Source organism: uncultured Allobaculum sp. (genome assembly GCF_948576815.1).
Classification (GTDB): domain Bacteria; phylum Bacillota_I; class Bacilli_A; order Erysipelotrichales; family Erysipelotrichaceae; genus Allobaculum; species Allobaculum fili.
On the sequence record NZ_CAPAEZ010000072.1, the window covers coordinates 1 to 13141 of the forward strand.

General features: G+C 51.7%; 11 protein-coding genes and 1 tRNA gene. 10 read left to right on the forward strand and 2 right to left on the reverse strand.

Annotation, left to right across the window (positions count from 1 at the left end; translation table 11 throughout):
• Positions 1 to 306: 306 nt before the first annotated feature.
• Positions 307 to 1419 carry a peptidoglycan bridge formation glycyltransferase FemA/FemB family protein gene (locus Q2J39_RS09095; protein ID WP_288340258.1) on the reverse strand — a complete coding sequence of 371 codons (1113 nt, stop codon included), beginning with the start codon at positions 1417 to 1419 and terminating at the stop codon, positions 307 to 309.
• A 296-nt stretch (positions 1420 to 1715) separates the two neighbouring features.
• Here Q2J39_RS09095 and Q2J39_RS09100 point away from each other — a divergent pair.
• Positions 1716 to 1791: transfer RNA gene (locus Q2J39_RS09100), tRNA-Lys, on the forward strand.
• Positions 1792 to 2186: 395 nt separating this feature from the next.
• On the opposite strand, the gene Q2J39_RS09105 is transcribed toward Q2J39_RS09100, so the two are convergent.
• On the reverse strand, positions 2187 to 3716 hold the full coding sequence (locus Q2J39_RS09105; RefSeq protein ID WP_288340260.1) for a hypothetical protein: 1530 nt from the start codon (positions 3714 to 3716) through the stop codon (positions 2187 to 2189).
• A 381-nt stretch (positions 3717 to 4097) separates the two neighbouring features.
• On the opposite strand from Q2J39_RS09105, the gene Q2J39_RS09110 reads away from it, so the two are divergent.
• The 9 genes from Q2J39_RS09110 (at position 4098) to Q2J39_RS09150 (ending at position 13007) form a co-directional block, all read left to right on the forward strand.
• Entirely contained in the window at positions 4098 to 4721 is a 624-nt protein-coding gene (locus tag Q2J39_RS09110; RefSeq protein ID WP_230268283.1) for a histidine phosphatase family protein, read from the forward strand.
• 18 nt (positions 4722 to 4739) lie between these two features.
• Positions 4740 to 7262: a translation factor GTPase family protein gene (locus tag Q2J39_RS09115; RefSeq protein WP_288340261.1), complete on the forward strand. Its 2523-nt coding sequence runs from the start codon at positions 4740 to 4742 to the stop codon at positions 7260 to 7262.
• A gap of 242 nt (positions 7263 to 7504) precedes the next feature.
• Positions 7505 to 8014 carry a nitroreductase family protein gene (locus Q2J39_RS09120; RefSeq protein WP_288340262.1) on the forward strand — a complete coding sequence of 170 codons (510 nt, stop codon included), beginning with the start codon at positions 7505 to 7507 and terminating at the stop codon, positions 8012 to 8014.
• Between the two features lie 338 nt (positions 8015 to 8352).
• A complete protein-coding gene (locus tag Q2J39_RS09125) occupies positions 8353 to 9126 on the forward strand; it encodes an ABC transporter substrate-binding protein (RefSeq protein WP_288340263.1) in 774 nt (257 codons plus the stop codon).
• Positions 9127 to 9183: 57 nt separating this feature from the next.
• On the forward strand, positions 9184 to 9312 hold the full coding sequence (locus tag Q2J39_RS09130) for a hypothetical protein (protein WP_288340264.1): 129 nt from the start codon (positions 9184 to 9186) through the stop codon (positions 9310 to 9312).
• Positions 9312 to 10319 carry an iron ABC transporter permease gene (locus Q2J39_RS09135; RefSeq protein ID WP_288340265.1) on the forward strand — a complete coding sequence of 336 codons (1008 nt, stop codon included), beginning with the start codon at positions 9312 to 9314 and terminating at the stop codon, positions 10317 to 10319. The genes Q2J39_RS09130 and Q2J39_RS09135 overlap by 1 nt, the downstream gene beginning before the upstream one ends.
• Positions 10312 to 11280 carry an iron ABC transporter permease gene (locus Q2J39_RS09140; protein WP_288340266.1) on the forward strand — a complete coding sequence of 323 codons (969 nt, stop codon included), beginning with the start codon at positions 10312 to 10314 and terminating at the stop codon, positions 11278 to 11280. Before Q2J39_RS09135 ends, Q2J39_RS09140 begins: the two co-directional genes overlap by 8 nt.
• Positions 11281 to 11298: 18 nt before the next feature.
• Complete coding sequence (locus Q2J39_RS09145) at positions 11299 to 12159, forward strand: ABC transporter ATP-binding protein (protein ID WP_288340267.1); 861 nt, start codon at positions 11299 to 11301, stop codon at positions 12157 to 12159.
• 83 nt (positions 12160 to 12242) lie between these two features.
• Positions 12243 to 13007 (forward strand): DUF1905 domain-containing protein, encoded by a 765-nt coding sequence (locus Q2J39_RS09150; RefSeq protein WP_288340268.1) that lies wholly within the window; start codon positions 12243 to 12245, stop codon positions 13005 to 13007.
• The last annotated feature ends 134 nt before the right edge of the window (positions 13008 to 13141 follow it).

Sequence of the window (13141 nt, forward strand, 5' to 3'; positions counted from 1 at the left end):
GAATTATCCCAAGGAGGCGGTCGAGAAAATACCCGTCTTTTATTTGACGCTTACGGATGAATGTCGAAAGCGGATATTCGTATTTATTTCGTCTGGGTATAAAAAAGCAGCAGGATGGCCTGTCCTGTGTGACTGACCATCCCGCTGGATTTCTAAGTCTGTTCTGTGAATCGGATTTGTGAATTTGCAGGATCGAAACGACTGGCTTTATAAAGCGAATCGTCTGAACGTGAGCGCTTGTCGATTGCTCCCGTTTCTTCCTGTATTCCGGATTGAACTGTATTGCCGGCTGAATTTCTTTCGGATTTACTTGTTCAGGCGCTGTTCGAAGATTTTGCCCATCGCGTTGAGCGGTTTGTCGAAAATGCCGAACGTACGAACAACGGTCGCACCGAGTTCGCGTTTGAAAAAGAAGCTGCCGTAGCCGTCCTGACCCTTTTCAAAGTAGCCGCTGATTCCGCCGTAGTTGTAGCGTTCCAGACCGAGTTCAAGGGCGTGCTTATACATCTCATGATGGATGAAGCCGGAAAGGTTATAGCGGACGGCACTGCGGTCAATTCCGCCGAAGTAACATAACATTTCCATGTTGGTTACGTACCAGTAGCCGCCGTAAACCAGCTGTCCATCCGCATTGTGGACTTTGACGAGCTTGCAGTAACCGTCGGATGCGCTGGCCAGATCGCGGCGCTTTTCGCCGGATCCGGTATCAAAGTTCTTGTATTCGCCGGACTTGTCAAGCATGCCTTCGATATCGGCCCAGTCCTGCTCTTCCATTTCGGACGGATTCTTGATGGTCAGCGTAAAGCCTTCGCGTTCGGCCTTATGGGTATACTTTCTCGAGCTGCCGGACATCAGCTTGTCGATATCCGCAATGTCCCGGTTTGGAATTTCCGGAGTGAGCTTGCCCTGATAGCCTTTGTGGTGCTGGTTGATGCCGTCTTTGAGCTCAACGACCGACTGCCATGTAATCTGATGGCTCGTATCGGTGCCTAACGGCGATTCGTGCCAGTGAAATCCGTTTTTTTCGGCGAGAGCGAGATGCTCTTTCGTGTTGTCAAAGCCGCCTTCCACAACGGCGCCTTCGCGGTCGTATTCTTTTACTTCCACAGACGATTCAATACGCCATAGAATGAAGCCTTCCTTTTTCAGATACTCGGAAGCTTCTTCCAGGAAGTCCGCGTCATGAGCGCGGTCATCGCTTAAAAAGCCGCCGGCAGTATACGCAAACTTCCACATCTTCATAGCGGGTTTGGGTTCAACGATGACGGCATGGGTAATGCGGTTTTCGTCATTGATTCCCGCCAGAATGAAACGGTCATACAGTTTCGCGTACGAGGGAATCTGCAGGAAGACAAAGCCTAACTGGCTGTCTTCGATAAATTTTTCATATTGTTCAATAGTAATCTGTTCAATTCGCATGAATATCTTCCAATCTTTAATAAACGCGCCTTCATTATACCCTGTCACAATATCTCTTCCAATTTGAGGGGACGGCGAACGAACTAACATTTTAGGCAGCCTTTCTTCAATTGCAAATGCATCGGTTTTCTTTTGTGTCTGTTCTGTGTTCGAATCGAACGCGCCTTAATTTTTACACGCCCGTTGAAAATCAACTTTTTTTCATTTTTTTGTTTTTGGAATTGCATTCCGGCCCAGCTGTGTTATTATGTTCAGGCAGTCACGAGGGCGCAAGTTCTCATGACAAAACAAATCATGGATCCTTAGCTCAGCTGGCAGAGCAACTGACTCTTAATCAGTGGGTCTAGGGTTCGAATCCCTAAGGATCCACCACTTGAAACCAGATCGAACACTTCGCAGTGTTCGATTTTTTTGCGCTTTTTTGAGCGAGACTTTCCATTTTCCTTAGCATCCTGCTTTCCTTTGCAGCCTCCTTCCGGGGAAGGTCTTTTTCAGACCGTGCCGAGTCGTGCGCTCTATTTCGCCGCTGAGGTCTGCTGCTCCCCTCATCCTGGCGGTTCCCTTTGTCCGTTACGAACGGCTATAACGAAAAAATCGGTTTCAGAAACTTTCCAATCCAGTCGCCTTTTGCGGCTGGATTTTTTTGTGCCGCCAAAAAGCCCGCTGTATGTGCCTGGCGCACACTAGCGGGCAGAAAAACGAAAGAACAGGGAGAAAATCGAAGGGAAAACGTTAACCAATAAGAGATAGTTTCCGATTGTTTTTGATTACTGACCAGGAACCATGCCCAGACGGTACAGAAGCTGTTCGAGCCAGACACTCAGATCCGTCTGCTTAATCCAGACCATAAAAGCCGATTCTTCACCGGTCCTTGTGGAATGGCGAAGCAGACTGCTCACGCCGATCTGATGCAGATACATCCAGACGCCAATGCCAAGCAGACCGCCGGCCAGACCCATGAGCAGCGTCATGAATATGGATTTGCGGGAAAGAAACAGCATCGAGCCGACGAACCAGAGAAAGTTCCAGCCGATCACCGACCAGCCGGTCAGAATCGCCTGCACCGCAAGAATCAGTACAGAAAGCACAAAGCCGAATACGCCCTTCGACTTGGCGTAATGCACAAATGGCGCCAGCAGCGAACTCGCCGCCCCCAGCAGACCCCAGAAGACGAAGAGCTTCATCAGAAGCGTTCCATCGTACTGATAGGAATACCAGTAGTAGGCAATATCCATGAAGGAGAAAAACAGCAGAACGTTCGCGAACGCCGCCAGGCCGTTTTTGGAATAGACGCTGATCCCGACGGCACACATCATCCAGAACGGAAGATCCGAAAGTGAAACGGCCAGCGACTGGATCGTGCTGTCGGAAGGATGAAGATCAATATAGCGGGCAAAAAGGCCGAGGCCAAGGCCTAAAGCCGAATAGAGTACCGTCTGCAAAATCCATGGAATGCCTCCCCCTCGACGGCCGGAGCGGTCTCTGGAGTCTCGAGGGTCGTCCTCATAATGGGCATGCGTCTCGTACTCGTCATCATATTCATCGGATGGCGCTGTTCGACTGCGAGATCTGCGTGAAGACGGTTCTGGATCGTTGTCCTGTACATATTCTCTGTTTTGGCGATGATTGAAGTATGCGTCCTCCTTATCTTCGTCGTCTTCGCGGCGGCGGGCTGCACGGGCTTCCTTTCGATCCTGCGCTCTGGATGAGCGGCGATCGTCCCGATCCCGGTCTTTGCGGGAACGTCTGGAAGAGCGGCGGCTTCTTCGCGAACGGCTGTCGTCTTCTGTGTATTCTCTTTGCAGGAGAGGCTGATCGTCTTCGTACGGCGCATCGTCAAAGTCAGAATCCTGACCGGTATGGATGTCGTAACGATCTTCGTCACAGGCGGGATCCCAGTGGTCTGCATCATAACCTGAAGAGGGATTTGAATACTCGTCCATTTCTTCTGCAAAGTCCGAAGATCTGGATGTCTTCCCATATGGGCTGCTTTGCGCATCAGCCGGAATATCCGGCATATCCCTGCGCGAGCGGAAATCCGTCTGGGGTACGCTTCGTTTTGGCTGTTCTCTGGAAGCAGTACTGGACAGATCCGGTTTTGCCTGCTGCGGCAGAGGACGCAAAACGACCGGTTTGGACGGCTGAGCAGCTGAATTTATGTCGTTAGATGTCGCCGTTTTCGGATCTTCAAAAAGATAAAGATCTTCTTCACGCAGATCCTCTTCATACACGGTTTCTTTCTTTGTATCTTCTGACGATTGGGTACCGCCAAAAAAATCGTTGTGTGAATCTCTCATCTTTTTCCCTCCTTCATATACTTGCTCAAAATTTGCGGGCCTGTTCGATTGGGCCCGTCTGGCACAAGCCGGCTTCTTCGTTTTTGAAACGGCACGCCTTTCTTCAACCGGTTATAGTAAAGAACAGAACCAGTCCCTGCAGGAACGGATTGTCAGGTGGCTGACCATGCGCTTTGTCCCAAAATGTTCGCCGGCTTAAAAGGACCGTTCTGATTTTGCCGGTTTTCCTTAAAAACAGATGAAGCAACGTCTTTGAAACAGCCTTATAAACTGACTGCGTTTTCCAGAGCCGCTTTTGAACGGCGTTTGTCCTTCCTGCAGTCAATTCCATATCCCTCTGCGGCCGTCGACGAAAGCCGATGACAGAAAGGAACTTTTATCATGAAAATTTATACGATTCGTCACGGAGAAACAAATATTAACCATCAGAACCGCGTTCTGGGCCGAACGGATGAACCGCTCAATTACACGGGTTTAAAGCAGGCCGATCAGGCAGGTAAAGCACTGAAAGACATTGCCTTTGACGCCGTGTACTGCTCGCCCATGAAACGGGCCATGCAGACCGGAGAGGCCATTTCAAAAAACACGAGCTTTCCTTTTGCGATGAAAATCGCCCCGGCTTTGATCGAACAGAACTTTGGCGTTTTTGAAGGCGCTCTGCGCAATGATCCCGAATACCAGAAAGAAAAGCATCAGTACTTCAAGCCGTTTGAAGGCGGGGAATCGTTTCTGGATGTGGCCGCCCGGGTATACACCTTTCTCGACGAGCTTCAGAAACAGTATCCGTCAAAGGCGCATAATGTTCTTCTCGTAACCCACGGCGGAATTTGCCGGGTGATTGAAAACTATTTCAAAGGCATGGATAATGAAGCCTATGCCGGCGCATTCTATCAAAACTGTGAGGTGAAGGTATTCGATACCGATACGCTGCACCGGGACAGCCTGCAGCCGCTGACTCCGTCTTCATGTGTCCGCGATGACGATGCGCATGAAGAAAAAAGATAGAGAGAAAGGAAGATGCAAATGAGAACCATCACAACCGGGATTCTTGCGCATGTCGATGCCGGAAAGACCACCTGTATTGAAAGCATGCTTCTGACCTCCGGCCAGATCCGCAAGGCTGGACGCGTCGATCATCAGGACGCCTTTCTCGACTTTGACGAGCAGGAACGAAAACGAAAAATTACCATTTATTCCAAGCAGGCTTCCTTCACCTGGAAGGATACAACGATCAATGTCATCGATACGCCGGGCCATGCCGACTTTTCCGCTGAAATGGAACGTTCGCTTTCCATTCTCGATACGGCCATCGTTCTGATCAGTGCATTAGATGGCGTACAGTCGCATACCCGCACAATCTGGAAATGCCTGGATGCGTATCAGGTATCGTCCATCCTCTTTGTCAACAAGATGGACGCGACGTCCTATTCCAAAGAAGAACTGCTTTCGGACATTGAGAAAAATCTGGATACCCGAATCGTAGATCTGAGCGTGGACGACTGGATCGAACAGTTTGCGGCGCTCGGCGAAAAGCTGCTCGATGAATTTGTACAGACCGAAACCCTCTCCCCCGCGTCCATGGCGCAGGCCGTCAAGGAGCGCAAGGCATTTCCGGTGCTGTTTGGCTCCGCACTGAAAAACGAAAACATCAGCGAACTGCTCGATGCTCTGCTTGCCTATACGCCAGAACAGGAATATCCAGAAGAATTTGGGGCGCGCGTCTTTAAAATCACGCTCGATTCCGCCAAGGCGCCGATTGCCCATCTTAAGCTGACCGGCGGAACGCTCCACGCCAAAGATGTGATTCACGATGAGCGCGGCGATCAGAAAGCCGATCAGCTCTTCATGGCGAACGGACAGTCCATTCGTCCCGTCAAGGAAGCTTCGGCGGGCGATATCGTTCTGGTCAAAGGGCTTCAGAATCTGAAACCTGGCGACGGACTCGGTTTTGAGACGTCGCGCAAAGAAGCGCAGCTGAGCGCTTCCCTGTGCTACGCACTGATTTTGCCGGCCGGTGTAGATCCGGTCACGATGATGGCGCCGCTGCGGCAGATGATGATGGAAGATCCGATGCTTCAGATCGAATTCGATGAAGCGTCCCAGACGATTTCCATCCGTCTGATGGGCGAAATTCAGAAAGAAATTCTCAAAAACCGGATTTACGAACGCACCGGTATTTTATGCGAATTTGGAAACGGGAAAATCGTCTACCAGGAAACGATTGACGATACCGTCTTTGGCTACGGCCATTTTGAACCGCTTCGCCACTATGCCGAAGTGCACCTGATGCTCGAACCGGGCAAACGCGGATCGGGCATGACGTATTCGTCCAAAGTTCCCCGCGACGTTTTGTCTCTGAACTGGCAGCGGCTCATCCTCTCTTCCCTTTCGGATCACGTCCAGAAAGGCATTCTGACCGGATCCGCGCTGACGGATATTCATGTCACGCTGATCGCCGGCCGCGCTCACCAGAAACATACGCAGGGCGGGGACTTCCGTCAGGCAGCATCCCGGGCGATGCGCCAGGGCCTGAAAAAGGCGCAGAACGTCTTGCTGGAACCGTTTTTCCGTTTTGAAATCACAACGCCTGCCGAAGATCTTTCCCGCATTTTGTACGAACTCGAAACCCGACGCGCCAAAGTTCAGGTAGAAGAAATGGAATCGGGAAAAATGCGCATTACCGGACGCGGTCCGGTCAGCACGCTGATGAATCTGAATACGACACTTGCCTCCCTTTCCAAAGGGCGTGCCGATATTTCCGTGGAAAACGACGGCTACGACCGCTGCGAAAACGCCGAGGAAGTCATCGAACAGATCGGCTACGACGAAAGCCTCGACCGCTTCTATCCTTCGGGATCGGTATTCTGCTCGAACGGTGTCGGCCTTACGATCGAATGGGATGAGGTGGAAGACCACCTGCACATTCCGCCCGTGGACAATACCCAGACGGTTTCTTCGATTTCGATCAACTCGTCCAAAGTTTCCGCGCAGGAGCTGAACCGCGTCTTCCAGAACGCCGGCGGCAGCAACCAGAACGCGAAAAAAGCCGGTCCATCCAAAAAGAAACGAACCGACCTGTCGCTCGAACCAACGCAGGTTACGACCTTCTCGCATCTGCCAACGGTTCTGATCGTCGACGGGTATAACATGATTTACTCATGGCCGTCTCTGCGCGAAATTTCCTCGCATTCTTTATCGGATGCGCGCGAAGAGCTGATCAGTCTGCTCATCAACTACCAGGGGTACAAAGGGTATTCGCTGATCGTGGTCTTTGACGGCAACCGCCGCAAAGGCAATCCCGGCTCCTCTTCCAAAAACGGATCCGCTTCGATTGTGTACACGCCATCCGGCATCAGCGCAGATGCCTGGATTGAAAAGAAGGCCGCGGATCTCAAAGGCAAATTTCACTGCATTGCCGCCACGAGCGACGGCCTCATTCAGAACTCCGTCTTCTCCCATGGCGCCACAAGAATTTCCGCCAGAGAACTCGAACGCGCAGTTCTCTCCGTCAACGAAAGCGCCTTTGCAGCACTTAAAAAGCATTAAAAACGATGGCCTGTCGATGACAGAACAGGCCATCGTTTTTCTTTGCGCAGGATAGAGAGCACTTGAAAACAATCTGCGTGCGCCTTTCCAGGCGCCGTTCTCGTCTGTGCTTTTCGTTCATTCCCTCTACGCTTTGCCTGCGCGATAACTATACTGAAGAAAAAAGAAGCTCCTGCACGTTTTTGCCGCTCTGCAGTTCTTACCGTATTGCGACATTTCCTCAGGAGCCGGGGAGGAACCTTATGGAATCCTGCAGTGAAAATCCAATTTTTAAACGCGCTTCCGTGCGGGCGTGGACCGATCAGCCCGTATCGCGCGAACAGATTATCGATGTTCTCAAAGCCGGCATGCAGGCGCCTAGCGCCATGAACAGCCAGCCCTGGGAATTTGCAGTTATCACCAATCCGGAAATGAAAACCCGACTGGCCGGCATTTCTCCGTATTCGCATTTTGCGGCCGGCGCGCCGGTTTTGCTTGCCGTTCTGTGTCGCAAGGAGAACAGCTGTCCGCCCTACAATGAAATCGACATGGGCATCTGCATCGAAAACCTGCTTCTGGAAATCACAGCGCTCGGTCTGGGCGGCGTCTGCCTTGGCGTAGCCCCTTTGAAAGACCGAATGAAGTATATGGCGGATGTTCTTCAGCTGGATGAAACTTTAGAATCGATTGCGCTGGTTCCGTTTGGCTATCCAAAGCAGGACGTTCATGTAACTGAACGTTTTGATCCAGAGCGTATTCGCTGGATCGAATAGCCGGCGTTCTTCGCTTTCTAAAAAGACGACTATCATTTTTGCTTCGCAGGTCACTGAATTCTGCGGAGTTTTTTTCTGGTAAGAGGAGATTTAAAAACAAGTCTTCGGGCTTGACTTTCCAAAATAGTTAGTCGATACTAATCATCAATCCAAGGCAAATTTCGACCGAAAAGAACGGTTTTTCATTCTGATCTTTACCATTCTGGATTTGAACGGACGGAATCGATTCCGCTCGTCAGGCAGGCAAAACAGTAACGTTTTGCAGGGATCGTCTGAACCAGCTCTTTTCTGGTCGATCGATAAAACAGAAAAGAAAAGAATAGAAAGCAGGTAAATTTATGAGTTCAGCCTTCCCATTCAAAAAAGTCATGCGCAATGCGATCCTTCTGCTCGTTGTCGCCTCCATGGCTCTGTTTGCGGGCGCATGCTCGAGTTCGAATGATTCGAATTCGACAGCCGCTTCCGAAATGCGCACGGTTCAGACCGATAAGGGCGAAGTGGAAATTCCCGTGAATCCGCAGCGCATTGTCAGCGACTACTATCTTGGCGAGTTTCTTGCGGTTGATGTGAAACCGGTGATTGCTTCTCCGTACGCTTTAAACAATCCGTATCTGGATGGCCTCACAGACGGCATCGAACCGATGAACATCACTTCCGCGGAAACGACACTCGAGCAGTTTACGGCAGCCAAGCCGGATCTGATTGTCACCATTACCGAAGCGGACTACGACAAGTATTCAAAAATTGCGCCGACCGTTTACATTCAGGACGGCAAGCGCAGCGATGAAGATACATTCCGCTACGTTGCCGATCTTGTAGGCAAATCCAAAGAAGCGGAAGACTATATCACAGCCTTCAATGAAAAAGTGGATTCCAAAAAGGAAGAAATCCAGAACATCGTCGGCGATCAGACCGTTTCGATTCTCGAAGTCTGGCCGCAGCAGATTTACACCATGGGCTCTCACTTTGCCCGGGGCGGATCCATCCTTTATGACATGTGGGGACTGAAAGCCCCAGAACCTATTCAGAGCACCATGGTCGACGGGGACGAAACGTATAAAGTCATTTCTCTGGAAGCTCTGCCCGAGTATGCCGGCGACTTCGTTCTGTAGGGCGTACTGGACGGTACCGATCCGGCTTTCGTAACGTCTTCCAATCTCTGGAATTCTTTGCCGGCCGTACAGAACGGCAAGACGTTCCCATATGAACAGGTAGCCTTCATGCATCGCGATCCGATTACGCTCAATAAGCAGGCCGATCTGTTCATCGAATTTTTCGAGAAATTCCAGGAGAACTAATGATGCAGACCAGTACGAAGAAAACGATCTTCTTTCTGGTGATTCTTACGATCGCAGCGGTTTTCGCTGCGATCCTTTCTGTCTTTCTGGGCAGTACGGACATTTCCTGGCAGACCGTACTCGAAGCGCTCTTTCGCCCGGATCTGACCAGTCACCAGCAAATCGCCGTCGTGGAACTGCGCCTGCCGCGAACGATCGGCGACCTTCTTGTCGGGGCCGGTCTGGCCAGTGCCGGCGCGCTCATGCAGGGCATGACGCGAAATCCCTTAGCGGACAGCGGTCTGCTTGGCATTAACGCGGGTGCCTCCTTCGGTGTGGCGCTCTGTCTGGCGTTCTTTTCCAATGTCACGTTTGGTCTGACGATTTTTGTCTCCTTTCTTGGGGCGGCCGTTTCCGTCTTTCTGGTGTTCGGTCTGCTATTACTGAAGCATCGAAAACTGGATGCCACCCGCCTCGTTCTGGCCGGTCTTGCGGTAAGCATGTTCTTAACCGCGCTGACCCAGGGCATTTCCATTTTGACGAATACCGGACAGTCGCTGACCTTCTGGAGTGCCGGCGGTACGGCGGGTATCCGCATGGATCAGCTTAAAATCGCGGCACCGGTCCTAATTGCTGCATTAATTGCGGCCCTTCTGCTTTCCCGACAGGTTTCCCTGCTTTCGCTTGGCGAAGAAGCAGCCCGCTCGCTCGGTCTGAATCTCAATCGCTCCCGGCTGCTGACGATTCTGGTCGTCCTGCTTCTGGCGGGTACGAGTACTGCGCTTGCTGGCCCGGTCGCCTTTGTCGGTCTTCTCGTTCCCCATATCGTCCGCCGCATTGCGGGCGGCCGGTATGAAGCCATTCTTCCCTGCTCCATGATGCTTGGCGCCTTGATGATGGTTCTGGCGGACATTCTGTCCCGTACCCTCAATGCGCCGACAGAAACGCCGGTCGGCCTGATCTTTGCGGTGATCGGTGTTCCGGCTTTCATCTGGATCAGCCGAAAGGAGGAAGAAACCGATGCGTAAAAAACAGAAACAAATCTGGATTCCTCTGCTCATGGCCGTTCTGCTCGTTCTGGGCATTCTTTTCGATCTGAATGCCGGCTACGCGCAGATTCCCCTATCGGAGCTGTTTGCGGGCAATCCCGTTTTGCTCGATATTCGTCTTCCCCGGGTTCTCGCCTGCGTTCTGGTCGGTGCCGGACTTTCCCTTTCCGGAGCAGTTTTGCAGGGGGTTACCCGCAACGATATGGCTGAACCGGGCATTCTTGGCATTAACGCCGGAGCCGGTCTGGCCATCGCGATTTTTATCGTCTTCTTTCAGGGCGGCAATACGAACTGGTCGCTGATGATGCCGATCCTTGCCTTTCTGGGCTCAGGCGGCGTTTTCTGGATCGAATACCGTCTGGCGTACAGCCATGGGCGCATTCATCCTAAAAAGCTCCTGCTGATGGGTGTCGCCATTTCCCTGGCCGTCACTTCCCTGACGACCATCCTCATGCTGCGAATGCCCGATTCGCAGTACGCCTTCGTCCAAAACTGGATTGCGGGCAGCATCTGGGGCGCCGACTGGCCAAACGTCATCCGTCTGGCGATCGGTCTTACTGTAGTCGGGGCGCTGATCTTCTACTTTTCACGAACCCTGAACGGGCTGATGCTTGGGGAAGCGCTGGCGACAGGAATTGGCATCGACACGAAAAAGTCTTCCCGTCTGTTTCTGATTGGGGCCATTGCGCTGAGTGCGTTTTGCACGAGCATCGGCGGCGGTCTGAGCTTTGTCGGTCTGATTGCCCCGCACCTTTGCCGGCGGCTGGTCGGTCCGAATTATCGCCATCTGCTTCCCGCCTGCGCGCTGGGCGGCGGTGTGCTGATGGTGTTTGCGGATATCATTTCCCGTACCTGGTTTCTACCGTACGAAATGCCGGTCGGCATTACCGCTGCCGTGCTGGGTGCACCGTACTTCCTGTACCTGCTCGTCAAGGAATAAGCCAAAAGGAGTCTCTTTATGGAACACAACGAAACAGTAAATCCATCTATGCCGGATCGTACCTTGAAGTCTTCCGATTCGAAGTCTGCGTACGCGATGGAAGGCCGGCATCTGAAAATCGGCTATTTCGATAAAACGATCATTCCCGAAATGAACGTAAAAATTCCGCAGGGGCAGATCACGAGCATCATCGGCCCAAACGGCTGCGGCAAGTCCACTCTGCTTAAGGGACTTGCGCGCATTCTTCCGCTGCAGGGCGGTGAAGTCCTTTTGCACAATCAGAACATGAAAGATATGGGGACGAAGGAAATCGCCCGTCAGCTCGCCCTTCTGCCGCAGGGACCGACGGCGCCGGCCGGTCTGAGCGTCCGTGAGCTCGTCAGCTTTGGCCGCTATCCGTACCAGAAAGGGTTTGGCACGATGAACGAAACAGACCGCCAAATCGTCGAACAGGCGATGAAAGACACCCGGACGCTGGAACTGGCCGATCGCAGTGTGGATCAGCTTTCCGGCGGACAGCGCCAGCGCGTCTGGATCGCGATGGCTCTGGCGCAGGATACACCGCTCATTTTGTTAGATGAGCCGACGACGTATCTCGATATGGCGCATCAGCTGGAAATTCTCGAACTGCTTGAACGGCTGAATAAGGAAAAGCAGAAGACAATCGTCATCGTCATCCACGATCTGAATCTGGCCGCACGCTTTTCCGACTATCTGGTCGCCATGAAAGACGGACTGATCCTGCACGAAGGAAATGTGGGACAGATCATGAGTGCTCCGGTTTTGAAAGACGTTTTCAGTCTGGACGCCCTGATCGAAAAGGATCCCTGGACCGGCAAGCCGACCATGGTTTCGTATCGGCTGCTTTCCGGATCCTGATTTTGAAATCGAAAAAATCGGCCGGAGGTCCAGCTGATTTTTTTGTGAGTACTCTCTAGTTGTGATGGATGAGGTGATCGTTAATGGAAATTGAATTTGATGCCGTTATTTTGCAGAACGGAACGATGGATGCTGCCTATATTGAAGTGCCCTATGACATACGCGAACGGACGGGAAAAGACCGCTGGCTAGTCGACGCCCGGTTTGATGACGTTCCCTATTCCGGTCAGGTCGTGCGCATGAAAACGCCGTTTTATCTGATCGGCCTGAACAAGCAGGTAAGAAAAGCACTGGGAAAGAGCTTTGGCGATCGCGTGCACGTCGTTTTAAAAGACCGGCAGATGTCGAAGAAAACCGATCGTTCTTCTGAACCGATACAGACAGATCCATCTTCCGTTAAGGAAGAAAAACCTGTTTCTAAGCAAACCAGACCTGCCTCCTCCAGGGACAAAAAGACGCCGGTTCGATCCAAACCGGAAACCGTAGACGAATACATTCAGAGGCAGCCTGAATCCTGGCAGGCGGATCTGAAAACGATGCAGCGCATTTTGCGTGAGGCAATGCCGAATACGATCGAAAAGATTTCATGGAGCATGCCGACATTCTGGAAAAAGCGAAACCTTATTCACTTTGCGGGCTTCAAAAACCATATTGGTCTGTATCCAGGCCCAGAAGCGATCGAACAGTTTAAAAACGAACTCAACGGCTCTAAGACGAGTAAAGGCACTATTCAGATTCGGTATGGAAAAATCGATGAAGCGCTCGTTTCCGCCATTGCGAAATGGACTTTGCAAAACCAGGAAGACGTCGATGCCGCTTTGAAACCTGAATCCGTTAAACCCAGATAATCGTCCCCTCTGCGTTCTGAGCCTTGCCTGACGATTTTCTTTTGCCTCCGAACCACCGGAGGCTTTTTTATTGGGAAGATTCCAATGCTGTTCACTTAAGCTTCACAAGCTCACTTACAAATCAGGTTAGTTCC